Origin of the sequence: Ralstonia pickettii, assembly GCF_000607165.1 — a bacterium.
Lineage (GTDB): Bacteria > Pseudomonadota > Gammaproteobacteria > Burkholderiales > Burkholderiaceae > Ralstonia > Ralstonia holmesii.
Genome location: NZ_JFZG01000025.1, coordinates 209,061 through 222,222, shown reverse-complemented (window position 1 = coordinate 222,222; position 13,162 = coordinate 209,061). Strand labels below are relative to the sequence as shown.

General features: G+C 61.8%; 11 protein-coding genes. 6 read left to right on the top strand and 5 right to left on the bottom strand.

What is annotated here, in order from left to right:
* The first annotated feature begins 1 nt into the window (after position 1).
* From BG83_RS28025 to tssA, 6 genes are all read left to right on the top strand, one after another.
* The gene (locus BG83_RS28025) at positions 2–979 is read left to right on the top strand and encodes a DUF6708 domain-containing protein (RefSeq protein ID WP_024978972.1); all 978 of its coding nucleotides are present in this window, start codon (positions 2–4) and stop codon (positions 977–979) included.
* A gap of 276 nt (positions 980–1,255) precedes the next feature.
* Entirely contained in the window at positions 1,256–1,654 is a 399-nt protein-coding gene (locus BG83_RS28020; RefSeq protein ID WP_235193261.1) for a hypothetical protein, read from the top strand.
* Positions 1,655–1,835: 181 nt separating this feature from the next.
* A complete protein-coding gene (locus BG83_RS29925) occupies positions 1,836–2,726 on the top strand; it encodes a DUF6708 domain-containing protein (protein ID WP_024978970.1) in 891 nt (296 codons plus the stop codon).
* 130 nt (positions 2,727–2,856) lie between these two features.
* Positions 2,857–3,078: a DUF6708 domain-containing protein gene (locus BG83_RS0123100; protein ID WP_024978969.1), complete on the top strand. Its 222-nt coding sequence runs from the start codon at positions 2,857–2,859 to the stop codon at positions 3,076–3,078.
* A 175-nt stretch (positions 3,079–3,253) separates the two neighbouring features.
* Positions 3,254–3,661 (top strand): hypothetical protein, encoded by a 408-nt coding sequence (locus BG83_RS0123095; RefSeq protein ID WP_024978968.1) that lies wholly within the window; start codon positions 3,254–3,256, stop codon positions 3,659–3,661.
* Between the two features lie 34 nt (positions 3,662–3,695).
* A complete protein-coding gene (gene tssA, locus BG83_RS0123090) occupies positions 3,696–4,772 on the top strand; it encodes a type VI secretion system protein TssA (RefSeq protein WP_024978967.1) in 1,077 nt (358 codons plus the stop codon).
* 5 nt (positions 4,773–4,777) lie between these two features.
* Here the strand turns inward: tssA and BG83_RS28015 are convergent, their stop codons facing one another.
* The 5 genes from BG83_RS28015 to tssM form a co-directional block, all read right to left on the bottom strand.
* Positions 4,778–6,310 (bottom strand): TIGR04222 domain-containing membrane protein, encoded by a 1,533-nt coding sequence (locus BG83_RS28015; protein WP_235193260.1) that lies wholly within the window; start codon positions 6,308–6,310, stop codon positions 4,778–4,780.
* A gap of 93 nt (positions 6,311–6,403) precedes the next feature.
* A complete protein-coding gene (locus BG83_RS0123080; RefSeq protein ID WP_152543746.1) occupies positions 6,404–7,363 on the bottom strand; it encodes a hypothetical protein in 960 nt (319 codons plus the stop codon).
* A 29-nt stretch (positions 7,364–7,392) separates the two neighbouring features.
* Positions 7,393–8,208, bottom strand: coding sequence for an OmpA family protein (locus BG83_RS0123075; protein ID WP_037032349.1), 816 nt, complete (start codon positions 8,206–8,208; stop codon positions 7,393–7,395).
* 2 nt (positions 8,209–8,210) lie between these two features.
* Positions 8,211–9,206 carry a type VI secretion system-associated protein TagF gene (gene tagF, locus BG83_RS0123070; protein ID WP_024978964.1) on the bottom strand — a complete coding sequence of 332 codons (996 nt, stop codon included), beginning with the start codon at positions 9,204–9,206 and terminating at the stop codon, positions 8,211–8,213.
* Positions 9,203–13,153 (bottom strand): type VI secretion system membrane subunit TssM, encoded by a 3,951-nt coding sequence (tssM, locus tag BG83_RS0123065; protein WP_024978963.1) that lies wholly within the window; start codon positions 13,151–13,153, stop codon positions 9,203–9,205. Before tssM ends, tagF begins: the two co-directional genes overlap by 4 nt.
* Positions 13,154–13,162: the final 9 nt, after the last annotated feature.

The following is a 13,162-nucleotide window of genomic DNA, read 5'->3' as shown; positions in this document are numbered from 1 at the left end:
GATGAAAGAAAATAGATCCAAACTGCAGCCCCAGAGCCCGTACTGGTACGAGGATTTGCCGGCGCGCGCGACGCCGCTGAAAGCGGGCGATGCGAATGAAAAGCCGGACTTGGACCTGGATCTCAACTACGTGGATGAAAACGTCTTTGAGTTGTCGCGGGCAACATCAATTCAGCGTGGCCCCGGTTTATTGTTAGGGGGAGGTGTGGCGGTTGGATTCGTTGCAATGTTACCGTTTCTCGTTGGAATATATATGGATGACGACGTGAAAGATTACATCTTCATGGCGTTGATCGTATTTTTAATGTTGATGGGGCTCGTTGTTCTTGTATTTTATGTTTTAAAAAAAAGTATAAGAACACCATTGGATCTTCCGGTTTTGTTTGATCGTAGGAATCAAAAAGTATTTGCGCTGGAATATTTGGCAAAGCCCAATCCGTTCTCGAAGTGGAAGACTGTGGTCAAGGAGTTTGACTGGTCTCGCGTCGAGGCGGAACTTGGGAAGATCGCCGGATACAACGGTAAGACATATTCGGTACGCTACGGATTGATTCTCGCGCAGTGCGAAGCCGGCACGACCAAAGTCGAGGATCGGATTATCTTGAAATCTGATGTGTTTCATCCGCAAACGGTCCATCAGATGTGGGCATACATCCGTTGCTACATGAATGAAGGGCCTGAACGACTTCAAGAGGTCAAGCCATTTCCGCGCGACGTCAATTTCAGGCGCTGCCTGTTCGGGTTCTTTCCGTTCCTTGATCCAACGGAGGATGGGCGACGCATTCGCGCACGCATGGGTCGCACCGAAATGATCGTCTCGGTGGCCATTGCAAGTGTCCTTGCGTTGGCGCTGTTTTGGCTGTTCGTGCCGATAGGCATTTGCGAATACATTGCGCAGCGGTTGGCGCCTAAACCGAAATGGCCCACCGAAGTTGTCCAGCAAACGGCGCTGCGTGCCCACGTAACGGCGGGTGCTTAGAACCTTGGTCCGACAACGTCAAATGCAGCCGCTGCGTCAACCACTTACGGCGCCGGAAGATATTCAAGACGGATGCAAAGCTTCCTTTTGATATTGCGTATGTGAAGTGGATTGATGCCAACGGCGCTCAGCTTCTGACCAGCGCGTTGCGGCACTTGAGAGAGGATGGCGACCCAGTGCCAATTCCTGGTGCAATCCTCGATACGCTGCTTCCTTCCCGGGCCGAATGGTCTGCGGGAGTTGAGCGACAGCATGGCGGCGGACTCTGCAGTGAGGATGCCCGCTTATGACTTGTCGGACGAAGCGCGCGAGAAGCGGCGGAAGAGAGAATACGGCGGCTGCCTGCTTCTGTACTGGCCGCCGCTGGACGCAGCCGATCCGCAACGATGCGGAGAGGATCTGATCTGGGTTGGGCCGCGCAACAGTGGCGAGCGTCTCTGGCGCTACATACAGACGTTCATGCAGAAGTGCATGGACGCCGTGCAAGTTCCCACTATGCCGGACGAATGGCTACACAAAGGCCGCAACCCCGACCACGTACTCAATTGGCTGGAGAAATGCCTGTGCTACTGGCCGATCTTCCCTGCGGAGTGGAAGAGCGAGGTTGGCCAAATAAGGCGGGAAAACGGCATCGGACCAGAGCAGCCACTGAACTGGCCGGCCAAGCTGCCTTAGTAGGTAAGAGCCACGGGTTTTCGCAGAGATATCTAAGAGCGATCTGCGGAGAGCGAGGCTAGATAAAGATTTAGAGGCAATCCCTCAGCCACCACAAGCCTGCGTACCTCCCCCTTCCACCCCGCGCGTGCAGACGTTAAGTTTCGCGTACGCTGAACAAAATATTGTGAGGTTTCCCAAGATGTCTCAGGGTAATCCTGATTTTCGCGTGCTGCTACCGGAGTGGAATCAGCCCGAGCCATATTTCGAGTTCCCGAAGACGAAGAGGCGCACATTACAAGCGCAGCGAAAACCGTGGCGCGTTGCGCCCGATAACAAGCATCAGCCTGTGCATTTGGTCGGAAGCACGTGTGAATCGCTATTGAATATCTATCCTGATGCCATAGAAATCGGAGCCCCGCTAGGATCAGAGGGTAAGACTATTTTAGGAACCTTGTTCTTGGTCAGCATGATGGTTTTTATGGTCATGTTTGCGTATGCGGGGGCGGCGATGTGGGATCCGGATGAGCCGATGCTCATAGGCACATCTGCGCTAATGATTTTTTGTTCTGTCATCGCGTTTCTTGTGGCTGTGGCCTGTTTCAAGATCGTGTTCTTCTTGCCACGGGACTTGCCTGTGCTTTTTAACAGGAAAACGCGACAGGTCAGCTTCATCCAGCTTCAACCCTTCGTCTTCTTTCGGTTTTGGAAAGTACAGCACGTCGCAAAGCCCCGCACCTATTCCTGGGATGAGGTCAAGGCGCGCAGCTACAAGATGACCCAGTTTACGGGGTCGGCAGGCAGAGAAACATACTTCTTAACCCTCCTGTGGGGTGAGCCAGATAAGCCGAATCTCTGCAAAGAGATCGTGAATATCGGCTACGCAGGCTGGTGGGAAGACGCAGTGCTCTGGCGACTTTACGAACACATCCGTCGCTATATGGAAGAGGGAGGTGCGCAGATTCAGCCGGGAGAAAAACCGCGCCGTTCGGGCGTTGGCAAGGTGCCAGCTTTTTCGCCAGAGATCATTGCTGCTGCAGGAGGCCCGGCGCTCAGTGAACAAGAGATCGAGAATCTGGCGTGTGCGCGCTAGCAGGTAATTGCTCGGGCCCTTGTGCGGAGGCCGAACAGGAAAGGCGTATATCCGCTGCTTCATGAATGAGGGGCCAAAGAATCTGCAAGAAATCAGGCCGTTTCCTCGCGATGTCAGTTTCCGACGGTGCTTGCTGGAGTTCTACCCGCTGTTTGACCGGACAGAAGAAGGTGCCCGACTCCGCGCCAATATGCACGTGGTTGAATTGGTGCTACTGACGGCGGTTGGGATCCCGCTGTTTTGGCTGTTTCTGCCTGCAGGTGTTTTTGAGTACGTCGGCCAACGTCTTGCCCCAGAACCAACATGGTCTGCAGAGATCGTCTCGCAAGCCGGCTTGATGCACCAAGATTAATTTCCCCGCACCGGGACGAGGCCACGATTGCAAAAGAGTCGTGCAAATGTGAGGTATTGAGCGGGGTGCACCCACATGAAGATTTAGAAACAATCCCCCCAACCGCCCCAAGCCTGCGTAGCATCTCCACCGTCCGCCCTTGCGCGTGCGGACGTCACATTTCACGCACGCTGATATGAACGCTCTGTCCCGCCTCGCCGCCGCTCCTGCTGTGGCCGCGCTGCTCGTCACGCCCGTATTCGCCCAGGACGACACCCCGTTGCAGGTTTCGTACCGCCAGGTGCTGACCGAGTATTTCAAGGACGCGCCGACCGCGTCAAAGAAATACGACGGCCACCGGCTCGTCTTCAAGGGGCAGGTCTATCCGCTGTCCGACGACAGCCTGAACACGCTGGCCGTGACCGAAGACCTGAAGGTGGGCGCGCCGTTTCAGGATGACCAACGTGACGCGCTCAAGGCGCTGTTTCCCGATCACAAGCTGGCGGCATACAAGCCCAGCAAGGACATCACGCTGGATTGCCTGAACCGCCAGTTCGTTGGCGTGACGCTGGCGCTGGCGGATTGCCGCGTCGCCCAGCCCTGACTTTCGTATCGCACTCCGGTTTTCGTTTCCGATCATGGCCTCTCTTCCGTTTGACCAACTGCTCGCTCCGCTGCCCGGCGCCCAACCGTGCGGCGAAGACATGCTTTTCTCCGCCGAATTCGACAGCATCCAGGATGCGCGCCGCTTTGATGACCCCTCACTCGATCAAGGCGAGTGGGTCACGGAGATCAAGGAGGCCGACTGGCGCGCCGTGATCGCCGAGAGCACATCACTGCTGCAGAACCGCACGAAAGATCTGCGCCTGGCTGCATGGCTGGCCGAGGCGTTGTCGAAAGAGCGCGGTTTCGCGGGCCTGCGTGAGGGCTACGAGCTGATCGCCAGCCTGTGCGAACAGTTCTGGGAACACCTCTATCCGCTGCCCGAAGCCGATGACCCCGAAGCCCGCACGGGCAGCATGGCGTGGCTTGCGACGCGATCAAGCCAGTTGATTCGCGAGGTTCCATTGGTGGAGGCGGGCAAGGGCGGCTACAGCCTTGTCGATTGGGAAGTTGCGACCAGCCTGGTCGAAGCCATCCGCCGCGATCCGGAGCAGGCTGATGATCTGTCGCGCGGAAAAATCACGCAGGACCAGTTTGAATCGGCGCGGCGTGCCACGTCGCCGGCGTTCTACAAGACGCTGCATGATGATGTGGTGGGCTGTGGCGCTGCGCTGTTGCGGTTGGAATCCGTGCTGGATGCGCGTGCTGGAGACCATGCGCCGAGCTTCCGCCCCGCACGTGAAGCATTGCAGGCGGTTCGCGCGTTGGTCGAGCGCTTTGGTGGCAAGCCGGAGCCCAAGCCAACCGCGGTGGAAGCGAAAGGTGTTCAGCAGCAGACGGCGCAGTCTGTGGCAGGCGCCGTTGTTGAGACAGTTGTTGCCGGCCCAATCCGCTCGCGTGCCCAGGCGTTGAGTCAACTACGTGACGTGGCTGAATTCTTCCGCCAGACCGAGCCGCACAGCCCGGTGGCCTACCTCGCCGCGCGCGCCGCCAAGTGGGGCGACATGCCGCTGCACGCCTGGCTGCGCACGGTGGTCAAGGATGACGCGACGCTGTCGCAGATTGAGGAGCTGCTGGGCCTGGGCGATCCGCCGTCGGAAAGCGCGAGCTGAACCGGCTAGCTGCTCGAACAACCGCCGCAGCCGCTGGATCCGCAGCTACTCGAGCTGCAACTGCTCGAACTACTGCTTGAACTGCAGTTGCTCGACGTGTCGCTCCCAGAGCCGCCGGAACTGGCGCCTGCGGGTGTTCCCATCATCGGTCGGTATCCGGCCCACGCGGTGTTGGCCAGCACGCTCGTGCCGCCAAACGCCGCCAGCCACAGTAGATCGCTTGTCGACAAACCGGCCTTCGGCGCCTGCTGGCTACGCTGACGATGCACATCGAGCGCGGCGCTGGCTCCTGCGGTGGGGCCCGCGCGGCCGACGCCGATCAGCTGCACGGTCACGCACCAGTAGACGATTCCGAACAGCACCATCTCGACCAGCAGCCACATCACCGGACGGTCTCGGGACAGGCCAACAAATACCTTCACCACCCCGAGCCACAGCACCGATAGCCCGATCGCCCATGCAGCGACGGTCGTTCCGCGCATCGCGCCGGCGGCCCACATCCAACCTTCGTGGCGCAGCCGATCTGTCATGTCGATGGCTTCGTCGAGGAATCGGTCCCGAAAGGCCGGCCATGGCGAACGGCGCTGTGGTTGTCGGGCGAGCCAGGTCCAAGCGTTGACGTGGCGCTGGGGCGTTGGCGCCTCGTTCGCGACCACATATGTGTTGCGGTCACGCTTTCTCTTTGCTGGAGAAGCGATGCGGATCGCGCCCGCGTCGAGCAGTGTCAGCGTCGCAACCTGCGCCATTCGCGTGGAATCGCCGGTGATCAGCGCGGCTTCGGCGGGCGACAGTGGGCGCGGTACATTGCCGCCGGCCATTCCCCATGGGCGGCGGCTGTAGGTTGATCGATGCAGGCCCCGGATCAGCAAACACGCAATCACGCACACGCCCAGATAGAAGGCGAGAAACCGCAACCCCGGGTAGTTCAGCACATCGAAATCTGAAACGATGTTCGTGGTGATGCCGATGAGGACGACGCCGATCAAGAGCCACACGGATGGCACGATCGAGCGCGCGGTCGATGCGGGTGGCGGCGCGACGAGGTTGGGCGGATATTGCGCGGTGCTGGCGGCCTTCGGGGCAATGTCCGGCTGCGCAGGTTCAGGCACCGGCCAGACGTCAGGAGGGGGCTCGACGCCGAACGCGCGCCTGTAGCTGTCGAGTGTTTGCGCGTAATGCTGCGCGTAGGTGTCGTCTTCGTCCGGGGTGCCAATACCCGGCGCATGGTGGAGCTGCGCGCCCAGTACCTCCCCGCAGAACACCGTCCAATACTCTTTCGAGTATTGCAGATGGAGATGCCATGCCGCATCGATCGCCTCGGAAGGCGTGACCGCATGCCCGGCAAACACCGCCAGATACGCGAAGCGCTTGTACTCCTCGATGACGGTCAGCGTATATAAGCGCGACCACCCCTCGGCTTCGGCCAGGCGGTGGCTGAACGGCACTGGAGCATCAGGCGCGTCCGGTGAATACTGGCTCAGCCGGCGCAGGCAGGCTTCTCGATGCGCTTCGGTCGGGGCGGAATCGGGCAGGGTCAATTGGGCGGACGATGTCATGTGTGTTGCTGTCAACCGTTAATGCCTACCTGCTTGGAGGACACTGGGCGCTTGCATGCACCTAGCCGTGTACGACTAATTCTCTTCCTGCCGCTCCAACGCTTCAAATACCGCGCGTTCGCAGCGGCCGAAGTCGAAGCTCCGTAAGCGCAGATGGCGGTTGCCGTATTCACCAGCCGCCATTATTTCCGGGATCGGGCGCAGGGGCCCCGCCATCAGGCGCATCAGCGTCTGTGAAACGACCACGAGCAACATCGGCGCCAGGGTAAACATCCCGACCATCATCCCCGCGACGGGGCCAGCGCCTTCGAGGCCAAACTCACTAACTACAAAAAAAAGCATGATCACGATCATCAGCGCGCTGAAATAGCCGAGAAGGCCGATCGCCTCGCTAAAGCCCGCACTCCTGTGCGACAGGATGATCTCCAGCGGCTCGGGCAAGTCTCGTGGGCGCTTTGCAACATAGACGGTCTGTGGCTCACGACGGCCGGTCAAGCGCATGCCCCACGCCGAAAAAACGTCGTTGTCCCACCAGCCTGCAGCACGCACGCGCATGCCGTTCAGGCCTGCGAAATAGGGCGCATTGGACCAAACCCGACGGTCCGTGACCTGGTATTCGCAGAAGTGGATGACCCGATCGTCCGTCAACGTAATGACGACGGGGGTCACGCGATAGTAGGTGTCTCGCGAAGTATCGTCGGTGTAGTCATATGCGCTGTGCGCATTGGTGTCGACGCTCCGTCCCATGGCCTCATAGGCCTTGAATGCCGCGTTATCCACCTGTACTGAGCGAATGATGCCGCTGACGATCGCGACGGGCGCACCCTGTCGTCGACTGGCAAGCCAGTGCTCAAGCTGCTGCCAGGCCCATACCAAATGGCACCAGAGCCACCAGATGCGCTCTTTTATCGGAGAACATTGCGCGATTGGCTGCGACAGTTTCTTGATGGGGTCGTGGTACTCGAGGCGGATCTGGGGGGAGGCACGCCGCTGATCACCCGGCTGTAATGGTGCAGCAGGCAACGGCTCACGCAACCGCGCCCGCCGGCGTGCATCCTCCCGCGTCACTTACTCGCCCGAAACTCGATCCGCCGATTGCGCGAGCGGCCTTCATCGGTGTTGTTGGCCGCCACCGGCTGATCCGGCCCCACGCCCATCGCGGTGAGCGTGCCTTGCTCGGCACCCTTGGCGATGAGGTAGTTCTTGACCGTTTCTGCGCGCGCCTGGCTCAGGTTGAGGTTCAGCGCGCGGCTGCCGGAGTTGTCGGTGTGGCCGACGATCTCGATCTTGCGGCCGTTCAGGCGTGGCAGCACGGCGGCCATTTCATCCAGAATCGCGCGGCCCTTGGGTGTGAGCGTGGCGCTGCCGGTTTCAAATTCGATGATGCGGTTGGCCAGCGTCTGGTCCAGCAGCCCTTGCTCGGACACCGCTGCCACGCGCAACCCGTTCTTGATCGTGTAGCTCTGGCCGAGCGCCGTTGCCATGTCGCTCGTGAGCTGTTGGCGCTGCGCCTCGTTACCAACGTCGCCGTGCAGGGAAACCTGCGTGCCGTCGATGTTGAGCTGCCCGCGGTTGACCTGCTTGATGGCCGGCGACAGGATCTTCTGCACGTTGGCCGACCAGTTGGGCGGCGAGACCACATTGCCCACTTCGATCTGATCCACCACGTTGGCACTGCCGTAAAGCTCGCGCAGCTTGGCCAGCACGGTCGCCTTGGTGGCTTCGTCCGGCACCATGCCACCGGCCACGACTTGACCCGGCACGGGGGCGTCGCCAGCCGCGGCATGGGCGGGCAGGGCGCTGCCCAGGCACACCAGCATGGCGGCGTTCGCCAGGAAGGTTGCAGGCCGGAAGCCGCGCTTGATTGCATCCAGACCCATGTTCATTCTCCGATGAAGACTTCGCGGAAGGTATCGACCGCCACGCGCAGCGAGAGCTGCGGTTGATCCAGGTAACTCACGAACTTGGCCAAGCCGTAATCTCCGCTGACGTGCTGGTCGACCCATTCCGGATCGTCGATGTTGATGTTCTGTTCGGCATACGCCAGCGGCGACATGACGCTGTGCAGCGTGCGTGACGAGGCGCCGTTGAAGCCGATGACCAGTCGCTCGGTACCGTTGATATCGCCCAGGAACAGCGACAGCTCGAAGTCCGCGCGCTGCAGGAAGCGCGACACCAACTCCAGCCAGAAACTCGCCACCAGGCTGCGATAGAGCGGGTCTGCCGGCAGCGGCAGCGTGAGCCCTTTCTCAAGCCGCGACGAGCCGTTCGCCATCACGGGTTGCAGCAGCGTGCCCAGCGCCAGCAGGGTGCGGCGCAGGCGGATGTTGTGGCCTTCCGAGCGCAGCATCTGCTCCAGGCCGGCAACGGTCTGGAAATCGATGAAATCCGAAAAGCTCGCGTCGTGCGACTGCGTGCTCGTGCCGCCCGTGCCGGTCTCCACGCCGTGCTGACCTTCGGCGAGGAGACGCAAGCCCTCAGTGGCGTCGGTGGCCGTGCCGAGCGAGATCATTTGCTGGCCGGCGCGTGTCCAAAGGCGCGCCAACGCAATCGGGCTGCGCGCGATGAAGTTGATCGGGCGATCGACTTCCATGGCCGCCGCCGTCAGGAACGGAAAGCGGCGCGATGACAGATCACTGCTGGCCATGAGCGTGCCCGCGATGGCGAGCTTGCTCTGCGAACCGAGAAACGCAAACTGCACCGGCTTCCAATTGTCGTAGGTCGTCTTCCAATCCGGGGCTTCGGCCAGCAGTTCCATGCCTTGCGCCAGCCAGCGGTCGAGTGTGTCGAGCAGTTGGACGTTGTTGGCGCTTTTGACGAAATCACCGCGCGACGGAAGCTTCCCGAAGTACGAAAGCTGCAACTGGGTCTGGCTCATTGCGCCGTCCCTCCTTGCTCTTCCGTGATGCCGCGGCGTGCGGCCTGCGTTGACACTGCTGCTTGCGCCGTAGGCGGCGTGCCTGCGGGCGCTGCCGGGGCGGGCGGCGTCAGTGTGTTCTGCGGTGCCGATGCATCGGCAATCGACGTCGGCAGGCGCAGGCCGCGCAGGCCCTGGCCTTGCGGCGAATCCGATGCGGTTGTGCCGGCGGTCTGCGGGCTGCTGATGATGCGCAGGCTGATCGATACCGTCAGGTTGTCCTTCGTCCAGGACAGATCGAACGCGCCATCCGGACGACGCTTGCGTTGTGCCGTGGCAATCAGGCGCTCCAGGCCAAAGCGGCCGGGCTCGTTGAGCAGCTCCACCGTGCGGCCATCAAACGTGGTGGCCGTCACGCGCGCGCCCGGCGTGCCTTGCGGATTCGGCCAGACGAAATTGGCCCACTGCGGCGGCGTGTTGCGATAGCGCAGTTGCTGGCCATCGATCTCGATCGTGTACTCGGTCGCGCCTTGCGACGGCACCGGCAGGATCTGGAACACCGTCTGCGGTGCTGCGGCTGCCGCACCGCCTGCACCACCGGCCGCACCGCCCGTGAGCGGCGCGATCCAACGCGTGAAGCCTGTGGTGAACTCGGGCACAAAGGCAATGCCCAGATCGCCCCAGGTGCGGGAGGCGATCATGTCGCCACGGCGCACCGACAGCGGACCGATCGTCGTGCTGGCGAACTTGGCAATCGCGCCGTCCGGGCCAAACACCTGGCCGATCTCAGCCGCGCTGGCCTCGATCTTGGCGTTGGGCGCAAACGGATACTTGTCTGCCAGCGTGGTGGCGAACGGCTGATACACCTGCGCGTTCCACACCTTGTTGACTTCGGTCGTGGCCGGGCGGATCGCCACCGCATACGACTGCAGCAGCGGACGCACCAGCAGCGGACGCAGCGTGGCGCGCTCGCTGTCGGTCATGCCGGTCAGCATCTGCTCATCCACGTACTTGAGCGTGTCGGCCAGTTCCGAGCCGTTGCCATCCAGTGTTTGCTGCATCAACTGGCGCGCACCCGGCCCCGGGTCACCCTGGTTCTTGATCTGGTTGAAGCGCGTGCGCACCTTGGAGAGCGAATCCATGTAGCCGCGCAGCAGCGATTTGTCGTCGCGCATGACAACCACGCGCGCGAGCCCAGAGAACTCCTTGCCCACCGGGCCCATCGGAATGGCGCCGGCTTCAGCATTGCCGCCCACGTCCACGTTGACGTTCACCTGCGACGGCGTCTGGCGCGCGAACAGCTGCTTGAACCAACCCAGCACGCCGGTCTTGGCTTGCTTCAGGCCGGCATTGAACATCGACGGGTTGTCCCACGACGTCTGCTCGTATGCGGTGTCGAGCACCTTGCGGATCGGCGAGTTGGTCGGATCGCCCAGCAGGTTCATGCCGGTGACGGCCTGATCGAAGCTGGTGAAGTCCTGGATCGCCACGCCTTGCATGAAGCGTTGCCATTCGCGCGCGTATTCGGTCTTGTACATCGTGACCAGCGCCTTTTGGATCTGCTCGGGGCTGCCTTCCAGCGTGAGGTCGTCGCGCGCGGCAACGTTCAGCACCCAGTCCTTGGTCTGCAGCTCCTTGTTGGCGGCTTCCTTGATGGCGGGTTGCACGTAGCCGAACCACGCTTCCTTGGTGAACGTGCCGGGCACGGCGTAGCTGCCGGCCACCAGGCCAGCGCCGGTATCGCCAACAATGCGTGCGACCGTCATCGGAGCGTAGCGCGTGGAGGCGCGTGCCTTGATCTCGGCATAGGCGCGTTCGCGTGCGGGCATGCCACGCACCACGCGGCGCAGGTTCTCACGCGTCTGGTCGACCAGCGAGAGGTTGCCTTCCAGCAGCGGCCAGTTGTCGTCGTTTACGCGGGCGAGGAAGAACGACAGGTTGCGCTCCGCCGAGCGAATCATCTGCTCGCGCGGCATGTTGCCCCGGTTGTCTTCCAGCCAACCGCGCCAGAAGCGCGTGATCTGATCGGTCAGGTGCGCGACTTCCACATGGCGCTTGTCCGATAGCATCAGGTACGTTTTGAGCGCGTTGTAGCCGTCTTCCACGTTGGTGGGGGAGGCGTCGGTGTAGCGCTTGGCGCCGGTTGAAGCCGTGGCTTGGTTCGGTGCGGCAGGCGCATTGGCGGCCGCACCTGACGCACCCGACGCACCGCCCACGGTGGCGGTGGCCGTCGTCACGGACGTGGTCATCACTGCACCGGTTTCCGGCGGCCGCACCATCGGGGCCAACTGGTCCGGATGCGCGTTGACTTCTGCCAGGAAGGTTTCGATTGCGCCGCCCACTGGCTTCAGCATGACCTGGCGCAGGCCGTTGTAGTACTCGTCGAGCAGCTTGTGCTGCAGCGTGTCGCCCTGGTACAGGCCCAGCGACAGCGCGAGCGGATGGTCGGTGCGATACCGGTCAAGCTGTTCGATACGGTCTTGCAGGATGTCGAGTGCCTCCAGGCGGGCCTGCAGGTCCCCCCGGTTCTGCTGCATCTTGACGATCTTGTCGAGGTCGGCCTGCACGTTGGCAGTGAGCGTGCGGTTGCCCATGTACGACCACGTCCAGCCGCCCAGCATCACGCCCAGCGCCAGCACGAGCGCAAAGAACGTGGCGATGCGCAGTCGCGTCTTGGCGGGGCTGGCAAACTGCCGCACCGTCTGCCTGTCGGCAAAGATCACCTTCGAGAACAGGTCGCGCAGGAAGAAGCCGTTCTTGGAGAACACTTCGCGGGTGCGCGCGGCGCCGTCGGTCGACAGGCCAAAGCGGCGCGCAATGCGCTCGGCCGATACGCTGTTGGTGGCACCTTCCTGCAGCGCGCTGGTGAAGTAGAAGCCGCGGAACACCGGCTTGTACTGGAACGGATTCTCATCGAACAGCGTCATCAGGAACGCACGCAGCGTCGGCTTGATCGATGCGAACTCCAGCGGGAAACTCAGCAGCCCCGGCGAGAGCTTGTTGTTCCGGTGCAGCGCGATCTGCGCCACGCTGATCTCCTTCAGCCCGTCGCACAGCTCATCAAAGCGCTGGTCGAACACGGCCGCCACGTCCGGCTTCGAGTCCGGCTCGAAGGGCAGGGTGGCGCCCCATACGCGGTCGCGCTCCTGCTTCTCGCTGTCGCCGAAGAATTCGGTAAAGCCGGTGATCAGGTCGGCCTTGGTGAACATGACGTACACCGGGGCAAACACTTCCAGCCGTTCGGTCAGTTCCTGCACGCGCTGGCGCAGGTTCTTGGCCAGGTTGATGGCGAATTCGGGTCGGTTTTGCGTGAGTTCCGACACGCTCACCGTTACGACGATGCCGTTGATGGGCGCCTTGGGGCGATAGCGCTTGAGCAGGTCCAGGAAGCCTAGCCATTCGCGGCGGTCTTCTTCGTGCACCGAGTAACGGCCGGCCGTGTCGAGCAGGATGCCTTCGGTGGTGAAGAACCAGTCGCAGTTACGCGTGCCGCCGATGCCCTGGATGACGGCGCCGCCCTTGTCGGCAAACGGAAACTGCAGGCCGGAGTTGAGCACGGCCGTACTCTTGCCCGCCGCCGGGTTGCCGATCACGATGTACCAGGGCAGCTCGTACAGCGCCGCGCTGCCGGACATCTGTCCGAGCTTGGAGCGCTTGATGGTCTTGACGGCTTCTGCCAGGCGCACGCGCAGGGCTTCCACTTCTTCACGCTTGTCTGGCGTGGCCGCCTTGTCGGTGGCGGCTTGTTCAAGCACGCCCTCCAGCTTGTTGCTGGCCTGACGCGCACGCCAGCGCTTCCACAGATACGTCAGCAGCCACAGCACGAGCAGCACGCCTAGCGCGACGCCGACCCAGACCAGGCCAACCTCAAAGGTCTGCGCCATCAGGAGCAGGAAGATGGTCAGCACGATCACGCCAAGAATGGACAGCGTGCGTGAGTTGGTCAGGAAGTTCAGGAAGCGTTGCATGTTGCCTTC